Origin of the sequence: Larkinella sp. VNQ87, assembly GCF_049445795.1 — a bacterium.
GTDB lineage: Bacteria > Bacteroidota > Bacteroidia > Cytophagales > Spirosomataceae > Larkinella.
In genome coordinates this window covers 204,364-222,782 of the sequence record NZ_JBMSDT010000005.1, presented here as the reverse complement: position 1 = coordinate 222,782, position 18,419 = coordinate 204,364, and the positions used below count along the sequence as shown (strand labels likewise).

The window sequence follows — 18,419 nt, the reverse complement described above, 5'->3', positions numbered from 1 at the left end:
TTCTCGTTTGAGGTATTTAGGTTTAAGGTTTAACGCAAAGAGGTCCCTGACACAATCATTCCTCAAACGTTAAACGTCAAACGTTAAACGATCCTATTTTAGAAATTGCAACAGATTCGTAACGGCAGGTTCGGTCAGTTTCAGGAATGAGTTGGGCACCAGACCGATCCAGAACACCATGAAGCAAAGCGGAATAAACACCCAGCTTTCGCTTCCGGACACATCGTTGAAGCCTTCGGTCAACCCGGAGGTTTTGCCAAACATCGTTTTTTGAAACAACCGCAGCATGTACACCGCGCCGAAAATAATAGTCAGACCAGCGATTGCGCCCAGAATGTTATGGTGTTCGAACACGCCCGCCAGCAGCAGAAATTCACCCACAAACCCGTTGGTCAGCGGCAGGGCCACACTTCCGAGCAGCAAAATCATGAAATACACCGTCAGCTTCGGCGTGTAGCGCGTTATGCCGCCCATCTGATCGATCAGGCGGGTGTTGGTGCGCGACATGATGATGTCGGCGACGAAAAACATCCCGACGACGTTGATGCCGTGCGCCAGCATCTGCACCAGTGCGCCCTGAATACCGTAGGTGGTTTGCGAGAAAACTCCGGCTGCCATTAAACCCACGTGCGAAAACGACGAATAGGCAATCAGCCGCTTGATGTCGCGCTGCCGAATGGCGATGATGGCCCCGTAGACGATCCCGATGACGGACAGCACGATGGCCGTGGTCCCCCAGGCATCGACGCCTTGCGGCACGATGGGCAATACCAGGCGGATCACCCCATAAACCCCCATTTTCAGCATAATACCGGCCAGCAGCATCGTCGCGGGCGTGGGCGACTCGACGTAGGTATCGGGCTGCCAGGTATGGAACGGGAAAACCGGCATTTTAATGGCAAAGGCCACAAAGAACGCCCAGAAAATCCAGGTCTGCTCGGTCGAACTGAGGTTCAGGTTGTACAGATCGACGATGGCCGCCGAATGCAGGCCGTTGGCGGGCGATGTTTTGAAATAGAGATACACCAGCGCCACGAGCATGAACAAACTTCCGAAGATCGTGTAGAGAAAAAACTTGAACGTGACCGGAATCCGGTTTTCGCCCCCCCACGAAGCCGCCAGGAAATAGACCGGGATCAGGGCTGCTTCAAAATAGAAATAAAACAGGAACGCATCTCGGGCCGTGAAAACACCCATCAAAGCCGCCTGCATGAAAAGAATCAGCGAATAAAAAAACGCGGGCCGGTCGTAGTTCCGCTGGAACGTCGAGAGGATGATGAGCGGGGTCAACACGCCCGTTAGCACGACGAGCAGCAGACTGACGCCGTCGATTCCGGCGCTGAAGCGGATGCTGCCCGAAGCCAGCCAGGGATAATCGAAGCCGAACTGCGAGGTGGCATCCGGCACAAAGTTCAGAAACGCGTAGCCCGACAGGCCCAGTTCGACCAGCGCACCGACGAGGGCGATTTGTTTCGCCTGTTTGCCTCCCACCGCCAGCACGAGCAAAGCCGCCAGAATCGGGAAGAGCAGAATAGAAAGTGTAAGCATCTACAACTTTATGATAAGTGACTGTCAACCAAATTGTTAACAATTAAAACTTCACAAAAAACCGCAGCCACAGAATGGCGGCAATGCTGACGACCATCGCGAAAACGTAGAAGCCGATGGAGCCGGTTTGCAATTTCCGCAACTGCCCCGACGTCTGCTGCACCGCCCAGGCCGTGCCGCTCACGACACCGTCGATGATGAATTCGCCGAAGCTGTAAAAGGCATCCGACAGGCCCCGAACCGGTTTCACAATGATGGTGTCGTACAGTTCGTCGATGTAGTATTTGTTGTACAGCACTTTTTCCAGAACCGGCCTATCCACGGTATCCGCTTCGGGCAGGCTCACCCGCTGCACGTACAGCACGTAGGCTGCAACCAGCGACAGAATTGCCACGCCGGACGAAATGCCCATCAGCATGTATTCCTGGCTGTGGGTCAGCAGGGTTTCGCCGAAGGCCTTCGGATTGACCTGGTGCGATAACTCAAAAATCGGGTTCAGGAATTGGGCCAGTTTGGCATCACCGCCCAATACTTCCGGCACGTTGAAAAAACCACCAATGACCGACAAAACCGCCAGCACGAGCAACGGAATGGTCATCGTTGCGGGCGATTCGTGCAGGTGTTCGCGGGTGTGTTCGGTGCCCCGGAACCGTCCGAAGAACGTCAGGAACAGCAACCGGAACATGTAAAAAGAGGTCATCGCCGAACCCAGCACGCCCAGTGCCCACAGCACTTTGTTATGCTCGTAGACGTGCATCAGGATTTCGTCTTTCGAAAAGAAACCGGCAAACGGCGGAATTCCGGAAATAGCAATGGTGGCAATCAGGAAGGTCCAGTACGTGACGGGCAGGTATTTGCGCAAACCGCCCATTTTCCGAATGTCCTGCTCGTCGGCCATCGCGTGAATGACGCTCCCGGCCCCGAGGAACAGCAGGGCTTTGAAGAAAGCATGCGTCATGACGTGGAACATCCCCGAAGTATAACCCATCACGCTCAGACCGAGGAACATATAGCCCAATTGACTGACCGTCGAGTAGGCCAGCACTTTCTTGATGTCGTTCTGGACCAGACCAATCGAAGCGGCCAGCAAGGCCGTGGCGATGGCGATAGCGCCGATGATTTCGAGCGTCAGGGGCGATAACGTGTAGAGTACATTCGAGCGAACGACCATGTAAATACCGGCGGTCACCATCGTCGCTGCGTGGATCAGGGCGGAAACCGGCGTCGGGCCGGCCATGGCGTCGGGTAGCCAGGTATACAGCGGGATCTGCGCGGATTTCCCCATCGCCCCCACAAAAAGCAGCATCGTGATGGCCACCACCGTGGGGTCGCTGATCGGGAAACCGGCGGCCTGCTCGAACACCTCACGGTATTCGACGGAGCCGAACGCGCCCATAATCATGAAAATACCGAGCAGAAAACCGAGGTCCCCGATGCGGTTCATCACGAACGCTTTCCGGGCCGCGTTGTTGTAATTGGTATTCTTGTTCCAGAAACCGATGAGCAGGTACGAGCAAAGCCCCACGCCTTCCCAGCCGATGAACATGATGACGTAGTTGGAGCCCATCACCAGCAGGAGCATGAAAAACAAAAACAGGTTCAGGAACGCCATAAACTTCCCGTACCCGTCGTCGTGCTTCATGTAGCCGATCGAATAAATGTGAATCAGTGACCCGACGCCAGTCACAATCAGCAGCATGATCAGCGACAACTGGTCGATCTGGAACGCAAACGGAATGTTGAAAGAGCCGATGGTAATCCAGTCAAACAAAACCGTATGAATGGGGGCGGTGAAATTCGTAAAAAGAAGCAGGACACAGGCAAAAGCCGCCAGTGGCCCGGCGGTCGCCAGAACTCCGACCAGACCCGTCGGCACTTTCCGGAAACCAAGTCCATTGATGATGAATCCGATTAAAGGCAACAGCGGAATCAAAAGTATCAGTAAATCCGTCTGCATGGTTGAGCTAGAGCGATTGTTTGAATTATGAGTTATGACGGGGTCGCCCGTGCGATTATGAGTTATGAATTGCTCTGTGGTAGCCTAATTCATAACTCATAATTCATAATTGTGGTAATTAATTACCATTTGAGTTTATTCAGCAACCCGACGTCAATCGAACGGGTGTTGCGGTAAATCATCACAATAATGGCCAGCCCGACGGCGACTTCGGCGGCTGCAACGGCCATGATGAAAAAGACAAAAACCTGACCGGTTGGGTCGGCCCGGTACGAAGAGAAGGCAATCAGCATCAGGTTGACGGAGTTGAGCATCAGCTCAATCGACATGAAAATGATGATGGCGTTTCGCCGGGTCAAGACGCCGATGATGCCAATGACGAATAGCGCCGTGCTGATGATGAGGTAATACTTCAAGTCGATCAGTTGGATGACTTCGGGAACTTGAATCGGCACTTGGGTTGGCTGCATACGACTCTGGGGTTCGATGAGTACAGTTTACGGTCTTGCCTGGGTTCCGGCCGCAGGGCCGGGAAAGACCCGACAAAGTTAAGTATTATTCCCGCTTACTCAAATGGTTTGGCAATTTGGCTGTTTTATGGCTATTCCGGTTTTGTCCGTCGAAATTTACCGCTTGTTGAACATCCGCAGCTTGATTTCGGTCAACTTGCGTTTCGTATCAAGCGGAAATTCACTCTTCAGAATCCAGTCGTAAAACGACGGTTCTTTTTGCAGCACATCGACCACCAGCGTGCCCTTGTGTTTCCCGAAATTCACGACCTCCTTGCCGTCTTTGTTGTAGACCATGTGGCCCCGTAAGTCGACGTTGTTGTTCAGCATCAGCTTGTTAAGAACTTCAACATCGTTTCCAATGATGACTTCATTGCCTTTTTCGTCGGCGGCAATGGCCCCGTCGTAGCGCACCAGCATCGCTTCCAGCACTTCGAAGGTAGCCAGCGTGTCGGCTTCGGCGCTGTGGGCGTTGGTCAGTTCCTTGCCGCAGTAAAATTTATAGGCGGCTTTCAGCGTCCGGGGCTCCATCACGTGAAAAATCCGCTGCACGTCGATCAGCCGCCGGTTTTTGAGGTCAAAATCGACGTTGGCCCGCAGAAACTCCTCGACCAGTAAGGGAATATCGAAGCGGTTGCAATTGTAACCGGCCAGGTCGCAGCCGTCCAGAAACTGCGCCATTGTACGGGCGACGGTTTTAAACGGCGGTTCGTCCTTGATATCTTCGTCGTAGATGCCGTGAATCAGGCTGGTCTCAATCGGAATAGGAATCGTCGGGTTAATGCGTTGGGTTTTCACCACGACGTCACCGTTGGGCAACGCCTTGGCAATACTGATTTCAACGATCCGATCCTTCATGGGGTCAACCCCGGTGGTTTCAAGATCGAAGAAAGCCAGTGGTTTTTTCAGAAATAGCGTGTGCTTCATAACCGGTTGCGAACGTGAATGCGGCTGCAAAAATACACAGCCGCACGGTTCCAGTGTCCGAATTGGGCCTGAATTAATTCAGTATTCATGCCGCCGTGTTTCGAAACCGGTCAGTTTTCCCAGCCAAATGACCGTTCGACCGCTTTTTGCCAGCCCCGGTACAGCCGCTGCTGGTCGGTATCGGCCATCGCTGGTTCGAACGTCCGGTCGACGCCCCAGTTTTGGCGCAGGTCGTCAAAATTGCTCCAGTAGCCCACGGCCAGCCCGGCAGCATAGGCGGCTCCGAGGGCTGTCGTTTCCGTAATTGTCGGCCGAACCACCGGCACGCCGAGCATATCGGCCTGGAACTGCATCAGGAGTTCGTTCACCGTCATCCCGCCATCGACCCGCAGCGAACTCAGTTCAATCGCAGCATCTTTTTCCATCGCCTGCACTACGTCAAGCGTCTGGTACGCCGTGGCTTCCAACACCGCCCGCGCCAGGTGCCCTTTGTTGACAAACCGGGTCAGCCCGGCGATGACGCCCCGCGCATCGGCTTTCCAGTACGGCGCGTATAAACCGGAAAAAGCGGGCACGAAATAGGCCCCGCCGTTATCGGCCACGCTGCGCGCCAGCGTATCGACTTCCGCGCTGGTCGAGATGATGCCCAGGTTGTCGCGCAGCCACTGCACCAGCGCGCCCGTGATGGCGACACTGCCTTCCAGCGCGTAATGAACCGGCTGATCGCCAAACCGGTAGGCCACCGTCGTCAGCAAGCCATAGGTCGAATGACGCAATTCGGTGCCGGTATTCATCAGCAGGAAGCAACCGGTTCCGTAGGTGTTTTTGGCCTGTCCGGGTTCAAAGCAGGTCTGCCCGACGAGCGCAGCTTGCTGATCGCCCAGAATCCCGGCAATGGGAACGCCGGGCAGGACTTCCGAGCTGACGGTTCCATAGACCTCGCTGCTCGAGCGGATATGCGGCAACATCGCCCGGGGAATCGTGAAGGCCTCCAGCAACGCATCGTCCCAGTCGAGCGTTTCGAGGCTCATCAGTTGCGTCCGGCTGGCATTGGTCACGTCGGTAATGTGCTGGCCGTTGTAGGTCCCGCCCGTCAGGTGCCAGATCAGGAAGGTATCCATGTTGCCAAACAGGGCCAGACCCCGCTCGGCGTCTTCCCGAACGCCCGGCACGTTGTCAAGAATCCATTTGATTTTCAAGCCACTGAAATACGTCGCCAGCGGCAACCCGGTTTTGGCCCGGAAGCGGTTTTGGCCTCCTTCCTCCGCAAATTGGTTTACCAGATCGCCGGTGCGGGTGTCCTGCCAGACGAGGGCGTTGTAATACGGTTTGCCGGTTTTTCGGTTCCAGACGACGGTCGTCTCGCGCTGGTTCGTGATGCCAACAGCCGCCAAGTCGCTGGCCTGAATCTGGGCTTTGATGCGGGCCAGGGCAATGACTTCCTGCGTATTCCGCCAGATTTCGTCCGGGTTGTGCTCCACCCAGCCGGGTTGCGGGTAAATCTGGGCGTGTTCTTTCTGTCCGACGGAGACGATCGTTCCCTGACGATCAAAGATAATGCAACGGGTGCTGGTGGTACCCTGGTCGATGGCGGCAACGTAAGAAGGCATACGGGCTTGTCGGCTGGTTTAGCAATACGGTTTCAAAAAGGGCCGAAAGATATGAATTTATCGGTATTGAATAGGATTGCCAATAAATCCAGCAAACCACAAAAAACGCAATATTTCAAGTGTGCCTACATCCTAGTTGCTCAGTATCAGCGTCTCATCTATCAAGTTCCGGAGGAGCATCACTAAAATTGAATTTGCTGATTTTCTATTGCTGGCCACGGTTTGATTTTTGAGCCTGTTTAACCTTTTCATAATCGAGCAACCATGAATGCATTTTGTCATCCCGACGACAGGAGGGATCTTCGGGTGAGACAGGCATTCCTCCGGCGTTCGAAGATCCCTCCTGTCGTCGGGATGACAAAAAAGCTATTGAAAGGAAAAGACTAAAAGCCTCTTTTCTTAGGCAGGACTATGAAAGGTCGGAACTATCCGTCAGGGCCGCAAACACATCGGCTTCCTGCAAATGCGGATACATCCGAAGTAAGTCAGGAACGGTGGCCCCTTCTGACATCTTGCGCAGGAGCAATTCCACCGTGATGCGCGTGCCTTTGATCACGGGTTTTCCCAACATGATTTGATGATCCGCTGTAATTCTTTCCCGATAATTCATCGTTCGTTCTGGCAACACTGGCCGGTTGGTTTGATCAAGATCACCAAAAATAACAAAAATAGTCACGCCAAAACCGGTTGTCAGTTCCGGGAGAAATACTGAATCAGCATGATCGTCACGGAGGTGAACAGCGTACTGGCGAGGATCTTAACCATCGCCGGTAGCACCAGCAGGATGTTGTTGGCTTCGATCAGGAAGAGGGCGAAGTGGTGAATGAAGGTCAGAATCAGGACGTAATAGAAGAAGTTTCGCGAACCCATTTCCCGAATGGAAAACACAATCCGGCTGTCGAACCCGCGCTGGGCCGACTGAAACCGGACCACAACCGGCCGGATGTAGGCCATCAAAACCGTAGCAGCCGCGTGCATGCCGAGCGTGTTGTAAAACGTGTCGACAATAATCCCGAGGCCGAAAGCCGTCAACAGCGTGGCCGACAGGCTCATTTCCATCGGCAACAACAGGATACAGGCCACGTAGACGAAACAAAACGCCACATCGAACAACACCAGATTCCGGACGATCAGAATCTGCAACGACAGATACAGCAGAAAAAGAAAAGAAATATTCAGGATTTCGCGTAACGTCATGGAGGTGGGTCGACTTTCGGGCGGTGGTGGTTGGTTGAGCGGTTTTTACGGTTTAGGTGGCCCCGATTCGGCGGCTTTTTCGAGTTTTTCCTGTTCTTCCTGTAATTTATTCTCGACCACGTAAACGAAAGTCAGGTTACTAAAATCCGTGCCGACGGCCAGTGTCACATCATGGAACGTCTGGTCGGGCATTTCCCGCACACCGATCACGCGGCCCACCAGAATGCCCGACGGAAAAATCGAGTTGTATTCCGACGTCACCACCGAATCGCCCCGGTACATTTTCGTATTTCGCGAAATATACAGCATTTTCATCCGGTTCGGGTTGATTCCATCCCACTTGACGGGGCCAATGTCGTTCGCTTTTCGCAGCCGGGACGAAATCATGAAGTCGGAATGAAGAACCGACGTCACCACCGACATATGTTCGGAACAGAGCTTCACCTTGCCCACCACGCCCGTTGGTGAGATCACGCCCATGCCGGGCCGGATGCCGTCGGCAGTGCCTTTGTCGAGTGTGATGTAATTGTCGGGGTGCTGCGTCGTGTTGTTGATCACCCGTGCGACGGTGTACTGAAACCGGGTCGCGAAGATCGAGTCGGTTTTGTAATTGGTCGATCCCTGCGGTTTTAGCTGTTGCAACTGCGTAACCAGGGCGTGCAGCTTGCGGTTTTCCTCGGCCAGATCGGTGTTCACCTGCCGAAGTTGGGCGTATTCTTTCGCTTTATTCGACCAGTCGAGGACCTTGGCCGCGTAGTAATTCGAGGTGTTGAAAAACCGGATGCTCCAGTAGTTGTTCGTGTTGATGATAAAATAAAAGCTCAGCACCTCCAGCAGAACAAACAAAATGAAGTTCCGGCTTTTGATGATGAACTGGACTAACTCGAACATACGACGGGGAAATTAATGAACAATGAATAATGAACAATGAATTGGCTGACGCTTAGGTTCATTGTTCATTATTCATTGTTAATTAACTAATCAGAACAGACTTGTACATGTCGAGGTTTTTGATGACCTCGCCGGTGCCTTTGACGACGGCTTTCAGCGGATCGTCGGCGACGTGGATGGGCAGCTTGGTTTTGGCGCCAATCCGTTTGTCGAGACCGTGGAGCAAGGCCCCCCCGCCCGTCAGGTGAATCCCGTTCGTGTAAATATCGGCCGACAGCTCCGGCGGAGAAATTTCCAGCGCTTTCATGACGGCTTCTTCGATCTTGGAAATCGATTTGTCGAGTGCGTAGGCGATTTCGCTGTAGGTCACTTTGATCTCTTTCGGAATCCCGGTCATCAAGTCGCGGCCCCGGATTTCGTAGTCGGCGGGCGGGTTGTCGAGTTCCGGCAGGGCCGAACCGACTTCCATTTTGATCTGCTCGGCCGAGCGCTCGCCGATCAGCAGGTTGTGCTCCCGGCGCATGTAATCGACAATGTCGCGGGTGAACACATCCCCGGCGATCCGGATCGACTGTTCGCAGACGATGCCCGACAACGCAATGACCGCAATTTCGGTGGTTCCGCCCCCGATGTCGACGATCATCGTTCCGTTCGGTTGCGTAATGTCGATGCCGATCCCGATGGCGGCCGCAATCGGTTCGTGCACCATGTAGACTTCTTTGGCCCCGGCGTGTTCGGCGGAGTCTTTGACAGCCCGCTTTTCCACTTCCGTAATCCCCGACGGGATGCAGATCACCATGCGGTGGGAAGGGGAAAACAGCCGGTTTCCTGTATCGATCATCTTGATCAACCCGCGGATCATCAGCTCGGCGGCCGTAAAGTCGGCAATCACACCGTCTTTGAGCGGGCGAATCGTTTTGATATTCTCATTCGTCTTTTCGTGCATCTGCATTGCCTTGTGACCAATCGCCAGGACTTTCCCGTTAATTTTGTCCATCGCGATGATCGAAGGCTCATCCACCACAATCCGATCCTTGTGAATAATCAGCGTATTGGCAGTACCGAGGTCAATTGCAATATCGCTGGAGAGAAAGTTAAATAGTGCCATTCGTTAAATTTGTGCAAGCACGGGGTAGCATCTGTTTTTGGAGGTGCAAAAATATAGATAATTTGAGATAACTTCCGACAGGCCGATACGTTTTTATTACTTTTTACAGAATGGCGCACGTCAGTAACGGCTTGACCCCCAGCGGGCGGTTTTCGGAGACCATCCGGTTTTCGATCAGCCGCCCGTCTGACGCATCGGCAAGCCTAGATTCGCCTAAAACTTGTTACCTTTGCCGACTATGGGAATCCGATCAGTTTTGAGCAAACCGCTGGCCCAGTTTGTCGTACAGCGGCAACGGGAGTGGATGCACCGCCCCGGCGAAACGCAGCAACGGTGGTTCCGGGCGCTGCTCGACGGGGCCAGAAATACCGCCTTTGGCCGCGATCACCGGTTTAAGGACATTCATACCTACCCCGAATTCCGGCAGGCTGTTCCCGTCCGTGATTATGAAGATCTGAAACCGTATATTGAACGAATCCGGGAAGGCGAAGAGAACGTGCTGTGGCCCGGCAAACCGGTGTATTTCGCCAAAACCTCGGGCACCACATCGGGCACAAAGTACATTCCGATCACGAAAGAGTCGATTCCGAACCACATCAACTCGGCCCGCGACGCGCTGCTGAATTACATCCACGAAACCGGCAAGGCGGATTTTCTGGACAAAAAACTGATTTTTCTGTCGGGCAGCCCCGAACTGGTCGTTAAAAACGGGATCAACATCGGACGGCTTTCTGGGATTTCGAACCACCACGTTCCGGCCTACCTGCGCACGAACCAGATGCCGTCGTACGAAACCAACGTCATCGAGGATTGGGAAACGAAGCTGGAAAAGATCATCGACGAAACGCTGACGCAGCCCATGTCGCTGATTTCGGGCATTCCGCCCTGGGTGCAGATGTATTTCGACCGGATTCAGGCCCGGACGGGCAAAAAAATCAAGGATGTTTTCCCGGATTTTTCGCTGTTTGTTTACGGTGGGGTCAATTTCGAACCCTACCGCGCGAAACTATACGACTCCATCGGCCGGAAAATCGACAGCATCGAAACCTATCCGGCCTCGGAGGGCTTCATTGCGTTTCAGGATACGCAGACGGAAGAAGGGCTGCTGATGATGCTCAACAGCGGTATTTTCTTCGAATTCATCCCGGCCGAAGATTATTTTTCCAAGAACCCGCGTCGACTGACCATCGAGCAGGTGGAGGTGGGCAAGAATTACGCCATTGTGATTCACAACAACGCCGGACTATGGGGCTATTCGCTGGGCGATACCGTCAAGTTTGTCTCGACCGATCCGTACCGGCTGCTCGTCACGGGGCGCATCAAGCATTTCATTTCGGCTTTTGGCGAACACGTCATTGGCGAGGAGGTGGAGAAAGCCTTGCAGTTTGCGATGGAACGGCATCCGGAGACCGAAGTGGTCGAGTTTACGGTGTCGCCGATGGTGTCGCCCGCCGAGGGATTGCCGTACCACGAGTGGTTTATCGAATTTGCCACCCCGCCCCACGACCCCGACGCTTTCGCCCGCGACCTCGACCAGCGGCTAACGAAGCTGAATGTTTATTATGACGACCTGATTTCGGGCAGCATCCTGCGCCCGCTGAAGCTGACGGTGGTGCCCCGCGACACGTTCCGGAATTACATGAAGGCGCAGGGCAAGCTGGGCGGCCAGAACAAAGTGCCCCGGCTGTCGAACGACCGGGTGATTGGCGAGGGATTGTTGCAGATTACGCAAACCGTGTAGACGATGAAAAAGCCTGTAATTGACCAACAATTCATCCTGCAGACGCTGGTTGCCAACCGGGACCGGCTACGGGCTGAGTTTGGCATTGAGCAAATCGGGCTTTTTGGCAGCTTTGCCCGCAATGAGCAAACCGAAAACAGCGACATTGATATTGTTTATAAGTTACTGGATGGGCATTCTCTTTTTTTAGATGATAAAGAACGGCTGCAACGTATTTTAAGAAGACAGTTACGCCGTAAGTTAGATTTAATTGATCAACGCTATTTGAATCCGTTTACAAAGTACACCCTGCAAAAAGAGGTTATCTATGTATAACAGTAGAAATCTTGCCTACGTGTGTACGATGTTGGAATGCATCGAGAAGATTTTTCTTTACAGCAGCCCTTTTTCCAGTGTAGAAGAGTTTGTCTGGGCTAATGACCAGCAGAATTACAATGCTTCCTGGGGGCTTCTGCTGGTCATTGGGGAAGAGTCCAAACAACTTGATGCCGGTTTAAAAAGTAGTTATCCACAAATTCCCTGGCGAAATATTGCCGGAATGAGAAATTTTCTGGCCCATAACTACCGCGGCATTGATTATGACCTGGTTTATGAAGTCATCAACAGCTATTTGCCACCGTTGAAAGATGTATTGATCGAAATGGTGGATAAAATTGACTACGAAAAGGGTCTTTTAAAGACGGCCCTCGACTCACCTTATTACCGCCATATTCGGTATTTATACAGTAAATTAGATGACTAACTCCAAACGCCATATCGCCATTCTGGGCTCGACGGGCTCCATCGGTACGCAGGCCATCGACGTGGTTCGGGCACACCCGGATGTGTTTGAAGTCGAGGTGCTGGTGGCCAACAACAACGCCGAACTGCTGATCGAACAGGCCGCGCTGGTCCGCCCAAATGTCGTCGTGGTTTGCAACGAAGACCGCTACGATGCGGTTTTTGCCGCCCTCGATCCACTGGGCATCAAGGTCTACGCCGGGGCCAAAGCCGTTGCGTCGGTCGTCCAGATGGAGCGTATCGACATCGTGCTGACGGCCATGGTCGGCTACGCCGGGTTGCTACCCACCATCAAGGCCATCGAAGCCGGGAAGCACATCGCTTTAGCCAACAAAGAAACGTTGGTCGTGGCGGGTGAGCTGATTACGAAGCTGGCGCGGGAGAAAGGCGTCAGCATTCTGCCCGTCGATTCCGAGCATTCGGCTATTTTTCAGTGTCTGGCGGGCGAATTTCACAATCCAATTGAAAAGATTATTCTGACGGCCTCGGGTGGGCCATTCCGGGGTAAGTCGCGGGAGTTTCTAAAAACCGTTACGAAAGCCCAGGCCCTGAAACACCCGAACTGGTCGATGGGAGCCAAAATCACGATCGACTCGGCCACGCTGATGAACAAGGGGCTGGAGGTAATCGAAGCCAAGTGGCTCTTCAGCCTAGAACCGGCTCAGATCGAGGTGATTGTGCATCCACAGAGCATCATTCACTCGATGGTGCAGTTCCGGGACGGCAGCCTCAAGGCGCAGATGGGACTGCCCGACATGCGGCTCCCGATTCAATATGCCCTGGCCTACCCAAACCGGCTGTCCGCCGATTTTCCGCGTTTCGACTTCGCGAATTATCCGTCCCTCACATTCGAACCGGCTGATCGTGAAACATTTCGTAACTTGCAACTCGCGTTCGACGCGCTCGAACGGGGTGGCAACGTTCCCTGCATCATCAACGCAGCTAATGAAGTAGCCGTAGCGGCTTTTTTGCAGGACGAAATCGGGTTTCTGGAAATCTCGGAAATCATTGAAGAAGCGACGCAGAAAGTTTCCTTCGTAACTCAACCGACGTACGAGGATTACGTCCAAACCGACGAAGAAGCCCGGCGCATTGCCACCGCCCGAATTAAAAGTTTCGTTTAATTGTTTCCCGGTAAACTACCCCTAACTTGAGGTTCTACCGGCAATTTTTGAACAACTCGTCGTTATTTAGGCAGTATTTCACCCCCAACCCCCTAAAGGGGGCTCAAAGAATCCGGTTTTTTAAGCCCCCTTTAGGGGGTTGGGGGTGAATCCAGGTACGGTCAAAGACCCTTTTAGGGAGTTTCTTAGCCATAATCGGAATCTATCTTTTTTACCAGCGTCGACAGCAACGCAAGGAGTCATAATCAATTAAAAAAGCCGTCGGCTATCCGGCGCAACTAGTTCAGACGAATGGAAATAGCAATCATGGCAGGGCAGCTCATCTTGGGCCTGTCAATTTTAGTGGGTTTGCACGAATTGGGGCACTTGCTGGCCGCCAAAGCGTTCGGAATGCGGGTTGAACAGTATTTCATTGGTTTTCCGCCAAAAATCTGGAGCATCAAACGGGGCGAAACCGAGTATGGGATCGGGGCGATTCCGCTCGGCGGTTTTGTCAAAATCTCGGGAATGATCGACGAGTCGCTGGATACCAAATCGATGCAAAGCGAACCCAAGCCCTGGGAATTCCGCTCGAAACCGGCGGGCCAGCGGTTGATCGTGATGCTCGGCGGCATTATCGTCAACGTCATCACCGGGATTCTGATCTTTGTGGCCCTGACGTACAAGAACGGCGAAACGTACCTGGCCACCCGCGACGCCCAATACGGAATTGTTGCTTACGACCTGGCCAAACAGATCGGCCTGAAAACCGGGGATAAAATTGTCAAGGTCAATGGGAAAGAAATTGAGGATTTCAGCGACATCCGCAGTTCAGAGGTCTTTCTGGGTTCGGACAGCTACTATACCGTTGAACGGAAAGGCGCCGACGGCCGGGTGCAGCAGCTCGACATCGACATTCCAAACGATTTTATCGACAAACTTTCCGACAAAAAGAACGCCGGTCAGTTTATCGAACCCATCCAGCCGTTCCGGGTGGGTGAAGTGGTGCCGGGGATGCCCGCCGAAAAAGCCGGTTTGAAAAAAGGAGATGTAATCGTCGCCGTCAATGGCAAACCGACCCGGTTTTACCACGAGTTTCAGGAAGCCGTCAAGGCAAAAACCAAGAAAACCATCACGCTGACCGTGAAGCGGGCGAACACTCCGCAGCCTGTCACATTGAGGTCGGCCGTCAACGACAAAGGCCAGATCGGTTTTGGAGCCGAATCCCTGCTGAAGAAAACGCACGTCGATTACACCTTCGGACAGGCGCTCGTGAAAGGCACGGAACAGGCTTTCGGGGTGGTGTACGACAACATCAAAGGCTTCGGCAAAATCTTCCGGGGGGATGTTTCGGCCTCCAAAGCGCTGAGCGGACCGATCGGCATTGCCCAAAACCTCTTTGGGGGCGTCTGGATGTGGGACCGGTTCTGGTTTGTCACCGGTTTGCTCTCGATGGCACTGGCCTTCATGAATGCCCTGCCGATTCCGGCGCTCGACGGTGGCCACTCGACGCTGCTGCTCTACGAAATCGTGTCGGGTCGCAAACCGTCGGACCGGTTTCTGGAAGGCGCGCAACGGGTCGGCATGGTGATTCTGCTCGGATTGATGGCGTTTGCAATCTTCAATGATGTTTTCAAAGCGGTTTTTTGAGTTGAAGTTGAGGTTATTACACAGGCGGGGCCGCCCGGCGGCTTATCAGGGAAAATCAGAGTTTATCAGAGTTCATCTCTGGTCACCTCTGATGTTCTCTGATAAACTCTGTGTAATAACCTTTTCCAGCCTTACAATTCTTCTCTTCACCAGTGCGCATCCGGTGCATACGAGCGTCACGCAGATGCAGTATAACCCGGCGGAGAAGGCGTTTGAAGTGAGCCTGCGGATTTTCACCGATGACCTGGAAGAAGCCCTGACGAAAGAAAACAATAACCAGCGCGTCCGACTGGCCGACAACGACAGCAACGGCCCGCTGGTCGAGCGGTACGTTCGGAAGCATTTTGCCATCGCCAACGCCAAACGGCAACGCAAACCGTTTCAGGTCCTGGGCAAAGAGCAGGAAATGGATGCCACCTGGATTTACATCGAAATTCCGTATGCCGAACCCGTCGAGGGAAGCCTGCTCCAGCAGTCGGTCCTGACGGATTTGTTTGATGATCAGGTAAATCTGGTCAATGTGTCATACCTGTCACAGAAAAAAACCGTCCTGTTTCGGAAAAGCAACACCCAGCAGGTGCTGAACTGGTAGACCAAGTACCGCTAGCTTATTGATTCTCCGGGTTTTTTGAGTTTCATTTCCTTTTTCGTTACTTGTACCGACGCAGACGAGTCAGCCTGTTTTTTTCATCAGCGAACGTTTGGCATATTGCTTGCCGTAGTTATAAGCCTTTGTTTCTCAACAACCCATAAGCCGATACGATTTATCTAGACTGTCAGTTTGGCAGGACTGTTATTATGAGTGTAACCAATAAATACGATACCCAACTCTGGTTGGCGGATTCGGACCTGGACAATCTGGAAATTGTTCCGCTGGGCTCTTCCGATGATGCCGACGAAGATTACATTGTCCCCAATGACCTGTCGATCCTGCCCGTGCGGAATACCGTCCTCTTTCCGGGCATGGTCATTCCGGTGACGGTGGGGCGTCAGAAGTCGATTAAACTGGTCAAACGGGCCTACAAAGGAAACCGCATCATTGGGGTTGTCGCGCAGTCGAACCAGCAGAAAGACGAGCCAACCGCCGACGATCTGTACCGGCTGGGCACGGTAGCCTACATCATCAAGATGATCACGCTGCCCGACGGGAATATCACGATTATCATTCAGGGGAAAAAACGGTTTGAAATTGTCAATTACCTGCAGGAAGATCCGTACCTGACGGCCAACGTACGCCAGATCGACGACCATTTTCCAAATCCGAACCGCAAAGAGTCAAAGGCTCTGATTCAATCGCTGAAGGAGTCGGCCTATAAAATTCTGCGCCTGAACCCGGAAATCCCGCAGGAAGCCCGGATTGCGCTGGACAACATCGAAAGCCCGATGTTTCTGATGCACTTCCTGTCGTCGAACCTCGAAGCCGAGGTAGCCGACAAGCAGAAACTGCTCGAAACGACGGAGGGCGCTCAACAGGCCACGCTGCTGCTCGAATACATGCTTCGGCAAATCCAGTTGCTCGAACTCAAGCGCGAGATTCAGACCAAAGCTAGCTCCGACATCGACCAGCAGCAACGCGATTATTTCCTGCGGCAGCAAATCAAGGTCTTGCAGGATGAACTGGGCATGGACAGCCCCGACCGTGACCTGGAAGAAGTCCGGATGCGGGCGGCCCGCAAAAAATGGCCGGCCAGCGTACACGCTCATTTCGAAAAAGAGCTCAATAAACTCCAGCGGATCAATCCGATGGCACCGGAATACCCGGTGACGATGAATTACATCGAACTGCTGGTCGATTTGCCCTGGAACGAGTACTCGAAGGATAATTTCGACCTGAAACGGGCACAGAAAATCTTGGACAGCGATCATTTCGGCCTGGAAAAAGTGAAAGAGCGGATGATCGAATACCTGGCCGTACTCAAACTGAAAAACGACCGGGCCACGGAAGGCCGGGCCTCGGAAGGCATGAAAGCGCCGATTCTGTGCCTGTATGGCCCGCCGGGCGTCGGAAAAACGTCGCTTGGGCGATCGGTGGCCAAGGCCCTGGGTCGGAAATACATCCGGATGGCACTGGGCGGGGTTCACGACGAAGCCGAAATTCGCGGGCACCGGAAAACATACATCGGGGCCATGCCCGGTAAAATTATTCAGCACCTCAAGAAGGCCGACTCCTCGAACCCGGTTTTTATTCTGGATGAAATTGACAAGGTCAGTTCCGACTTCCGGGGAGATCCGTCGTCGGCGCTGCTCGAAGTGCTCGATCCGGAGCAGAACTCGACGTTTACGGACAACTACCTCGAAGTCGAATACGATTTGTCGAAAGTGCTGTTTATTGCCACGGCCAACTCGCTCGATACCATTCACCCGGCGCTGCGCGACCGAATGGAAATTCTGGAACTGACGGGTTATACGGTTGAGGAAAAAATCCAGATTGCCAAGAAATACCTCATTCCGAAGCAACGGAAAGAGCACGGTTTGAAGCCCAAAGACCTGGTGGTCGATGATAAAGCCATTCAGCGGATTGTGGAAGGCTACACCCGCGAGTCGGGCGTCCGGACGCTGGAGCAAAAGATAGGAGCGCTGGTTCGGAAGATTGCCAAATCGATTGCGCTGGAAGAAGACTACCCGAAAACCATCAAAACCGCCGATGTGCAGAAATTGCTCGGGGCCGAAATTTTCGACCGGGATCTGTACTCCGACGATGATATTGCCGGGATCGTCACAGGTCTGGCCTGGACCCAGGTAGGGGGCGAAATTCTGTTCATCGAATCAAGCCTGAACCGGGGCAAAGGCGGTTTGACACTGTCCGGACAGTTGGGTGATGTGATGAAAGAATCGGCCGTCACGGCTTTGTCGTACCTGAAAGCGCATTCGGAACAACTCGGCATCGAGTACAACATTTTCAACCATTACGATCTGCACGTCCACGTTCCGGCCGGAGCCGTACCGAAAGATGGCCCTTCGGCGGGGATCACGATGCTGACGTCAATGGCGTCGATTTTCACCCAGCGGAAAGTCCGGCCGTATCTGGCCATGACGGGTGAGATTACACTCCGGGGCAAAGTGCTGCCCGTGGGCGGGATCAAGGAGAAAATTCTGGCCGCCAACCGGGCGGGGGTGAAAGAAATTCTGCTCTGCTCGAAAAACCGCAAAGATGTCGAAGAGATCAACCGCGAGTACATCAAGGACTTGACGATTCATTACGTCGATACGGTCGATCAGGTACTCGAAATTGCGCTCCTGCCGCAGCAGGTGTCCAAACCGATGAAATTCGTTTTTCCGAAAGAAAAAGAGAAAGAACCGGAAACCAATTCCGAAAAAGTGACGATTATCTAAATACGGTTCTTTTGTTTCACGAAAAAGTCCGGCACCTTTCAGCGCCGGACTTTTCTGTGAAAATC

The 18,419-nt window shown here is 53.3% G+C and carries 16 protein-coding genes; 7 read left to right on the top strand and 9 right to left on the bottom strand.

Annotated elements, in window-relative coordinates; genetic code table 11:
* Positions 1–93 precede the first annotated feature (93 nt).
* From ACO2Q8_RS10425 to ACO2Q8_RS10385, 9 genes are all read right to left on the bottom strand, one after another.
* Positions 94–1,548 carry a complex I subunit 4 family protein gene (locus ACO2Q8_RS10425; protein ID WP_423344741.1) on the bottom strand — a complete coding sequence of 485 codons (1,455 nt, stop codon included), beginning with the start codon at positions 1,546–1,548 and terminating at the stop codon, positions 94–96.
* 43 nt (positions 1,549–1,591) lie between these two features.
* On the bottom strand, positions 1,592–3,505 hold the full coding sequence (gene nuoL, locus ACO2Q8_RS10420; protein WP_423344740.1) for an NADH-quinone oxidoreductase subunit L: 1,914 nt from the start codon (positions 3,503–3,505) through the stop codon (positions 1,592–1,594).
* Positions 3,506–3,627: 122 nt separating this feature from the next.
* Entirely contained in the window at positions 3,628–3,975 is a 348-nt protein-coding gene (gene nuoK, locus ACO2Q8_RS10415; RefSeq protein ID WP_124908489.1) for an NADH-quinone oxidoreductase subunit NuoK, read from the bottom strand.
* 156 nt (positions 3,976–4,131) lie between these two features.
* Positions 4,132–4,941 carry an exonuclease domain-containing protein gene (locus tag ACO2Q8_RS10410; protein WP_423344739.1) on the bottom strand — a complete coding sequence of 270 codons (810 nt, stop codon included), beginning with the start codon at positions 4,939–4,941 and terminating at the stop codon, positions 4,132–4,134.
* Positions 4,942–5,051: 110 nt separating this feature from the next.
* A complete protein-coding gene (glpK, locus tag ACO2Q8_RS10405) occupies positions 5,052–6,551 on the bottom strand; it encodes a glycerol kinase GlpK (RefSeq protein ID WP_423344738.1) in 1,500 nt (499 codons plus the stop codon).
* A gap of 409 nt (positions 6,552–6,960) precedes the next feature.
* Positions 6,961–7,161, bottom strand: a complete 201-nt coding sequence (locus ACO2Q8_RS10400; RefSeq protein ID WP_423344737.1) for a DUF433 domain-containing protein — start codon at positions 7,159–7,161, stop codon at positions 6,961–6,963.
* 80 nt (positions 7,162–7,241) lie between these two features.
* Positions 7,242–7,748 carry a hypothetical protein gene (locus tag ACO2Q8_RS10395; RefSeq protein WP_423344736.1) on the bottom strand — a complete coding sequence of 169 codons (507 nt, stop codon included), beginning with the start codon at positions 7,746–7,748 and terminating at the stop codon, positions 7,242–7,244.
* Between the two features lie 45 nt (positions 7,749–7,793).
* Entirely contained in the window at positions 7,794–8,639 is an 846-nt protein-coding gene (mreC, locus tag ACO2Q8_RS10390) for a rod shape-determining protein MreC (protein ID WP_423344735.1), read from the bottom strand.
* An 82-nt stretch (positions 8,640–8,721) separates the two neighbouring features.
* Positions 8,722–9,747 (bottom strand): rod shape-determining protein, encoded by a 1,026-nt coding sequence (locus tag ACO2Q8_RS10385; RefSeq protein WP_114404541.1) that lies wholly within the window; start codon positions 9,745–9,747, stop codon positions 8,722–8,724.
* A gap of 238 nt (positions 9,748–9,985) precedes the next feature.
* On the opposite strand from ACO2Q8_RS10385, the gene ACO2Q8_RS10380 reads away from it, so the two are divergent.
* The 7 genes from ACO2Q8_RS10380 to lon all read left to right on the top strand — a co-directional run bounded on the left by ACO2Q8_RS10380 (position 9,986) and on the right by lon (position 18,354).
* A complete protein-coding gene (locus ACO2Q8_RS10380) occupies positions 9,986–11,488 on the top strand; it encodes a GH3 auxin-responsive promoter family protein (protein ID WP_423344734.1) in 1,503 nt (500 codons plus the stop codon).
* A 3-nt stretch (positions 11,489–11,491) separates the two neighbouring features.
* Complete coding sequence (locus tag ACO2Q8_RS10375) at positions 11,492–11,803, top strand: nucleotidyltransferase family protein (protein ID WP_423344733.1); 312 nt, start codon at positions 11,492–11,494, stop codon at positions 11,801–11,803.
* A gap of 28 nt (positions 11,804–11,831) precedes the next feature.
* Positions 11,832–12,230 carry a DUF86 domain-containing protein gene (locus ACO2Q8_RS10370; RefSeq protein ID WP_423344732.1) on the top strand — a complete coding sequence of 133 codons (399 nt, stop codon included), beginning with the start codon at positions 11,832–11,834 and terminating at the stop codon, positions 12,228–12,230.
* Positions 12,223–13,392 (top strand): 1-deoxy-D-xylulose-5-phosphate reductoisomerase, encoded by a 1,170-nt coding sequence (locus ACO2Q8_RS10365; RefSeq protein WP_423344731.1) that lies wholly within the window; start codon positions 12,223–12,225, stop codon positions 13,390–13,392. The genes ACO2Q8_RS10370 and ACO2Q8_RS10365 overlap by 8 nt, the downstream gene beginning before the upstream one ends.
* Before the next feature lie 291 nt (positions 13,393–13,683).
* Complete coding sequence (gene rseP, locus ACO2Q8_RS10360) at positions 13,684–15,021, top strand: RIP metalloprotease RseP (RefSeq protein ID WP_423344730.1); 1,338 nt, start codon at positions 13,684–13,686, stop codon at positions 15,019–15,021.
* Between the two features lie 91 nt (positions 15,022–15,112).
* Positions 15,113–15,613 carry a DUF6702 family protein gene (locus tag ACO2Q8_RS10355; RefSeq protein WP_423344729.1) on the top strand — a complete coding sequence of 167 codons (501 nt, stop codon included), beginning with the start codon at positions 15,113–15,115 and terminating at the stop codon, positions 15,611–15,613.
* Between the two features lie 206 nt (positions 15,614–15,819).
* Positions 15,820–18,354 carry an endopeptidase La gene (gene lon / locus ACO2Q8_RS10350; protein WP_423344728.1) on the top strand — a complete coding sequence of 845 codons (2,535 nt, stop codon included), beginning with the start codon at positions 15,820–15,822 and terminating at the stop codon, positions 18,352–18,354.
* The last annotated feature ends 65 nt before the right edge of the window (positions 18,355–18,419 follow it).